Genomic DNA, 1,200 nt, shown 5'->3' on the forward strand with positions numbered 1-1,200 from the left:
CTTAGATGTCGAGGATCTTGGCAACGACGCCCGAACCCACGGTGCGGCCGCCTTCACGGATGGCGAAGCGCAGGCCTTCTTCCATCGCGATCGGGTTGATCAGCTTCACGGTGATGCTGACGTTGTCGCCGGGCATGACCATTTCCTTGTCCTTGGGCAGCTCGATCGCGCCGGTCACGTCCGTCGTGCGGAAGTAGAACTGCGGGCGGTAGTTGTTGAAGAACGGCGTGTGACGGCCGCCTTCGTCCTTCGACAGGACATACACCTCGGCGGTGAAGTGCGTGTGCGGCTTGATCGAGCCGGGCTTGCACAGCACTTGGCCGCGCTCGACTTCTTCGCGCTTCGTGCCGCGCAGCAGCACGCCCACGTTGTCGCCGGCTTGACCCTGGTCCAGCAGCTTGCGGAACATTTCCACGCCGGTGCAGGTGGTCTTGACCGTCGGGCGGATGCCCACGATTTCGATTTCTTCACCAACCTTGATCACGCCGCGCTCGACAGCGCCGGTCACCACGGTGCCGCGACCCGAGATCGAGAACACGTCTTCCACGGGCATCAGGAACGTGCCGTCCACGGCGCGCTCGGGCGTCGGGATGTACGTGTCCAGGGCTTCGGCCAGCTTCATGATGGCGCCTTCGCCCAGTTCGCCCTTGTCGCCTTCCAGGGCGAGCTTGGCCGAGCCGTGGATGATGGGGGTGTCGTCGCCGGGGAATTCGTACTTGTCGAGGAGTTCGCGAACTTCCATTTCGACCAGCTCGAGCAGTTCCTTGTCGTCGACCATGTCGCACTTGTTCAGGAACACGATGATGTAGCCCACGCCCACCTGGCGAGCCAGCAGGATGTGTTCACGGGTCTGGGGCATCGGGCCGTCGGCGGCCGAGCACACCAGGATGGCGCCGTCCATCTGGGCAGCGCCGGTGATCATGTTCTTCACGTAGTCGGCGTGGCCGGGGCAGTCGACGTGTGCGTAGTGGCGGTTGGCCGTTTCGTACTCGACGTGCGCGGTGTTGATCGTGATGCCGCGGGCCTTTTCTTCAGGCGCAGCGTCGATCTGGTCGTAGGCCTTGGCTTCGCCGCCGAACTTGGCCGACAGCACCGTTGCGATCGCAGCCGTCAGCGTGGTCTTGCCGTGGTCGACGTGACCGATCGTGCCCACGTTGACGTGAGGCTTGGTGCGGGTGAATTTACCTTTTGCCATTTTTC

1 protein-coding gene is annotated in these 1,200 nt (G+C 63.2%); it reads right to left on the reverse strand.

Translation table 11 applies throughout. The features are described from left to right. Position 1: 1 nt before the first annotated feature. Positions 2-1,195, reverse strand: a complete 1,194-nt coding sequence (tuf, locus tag QRN67_RS20785; RefSeq protein WP_093060175.1) for an elongation factor Tu — start codon at positions 1,193-1,195, stop codon at positions 2-4. Positions 1,196-1,200: the final 5 nt, after the last annotated feature.

Origin of the sequence: Variovorax sp. efr-133-TYG-130, from assembly GCF_030208835.1 — a bacterium.
Classification (GTDB): domain Bacteria; phylum Pseudomonadota; class Gammaproteobacteria; order Burkholderiales; family Burkholderiaceae_C; genus Variovorax.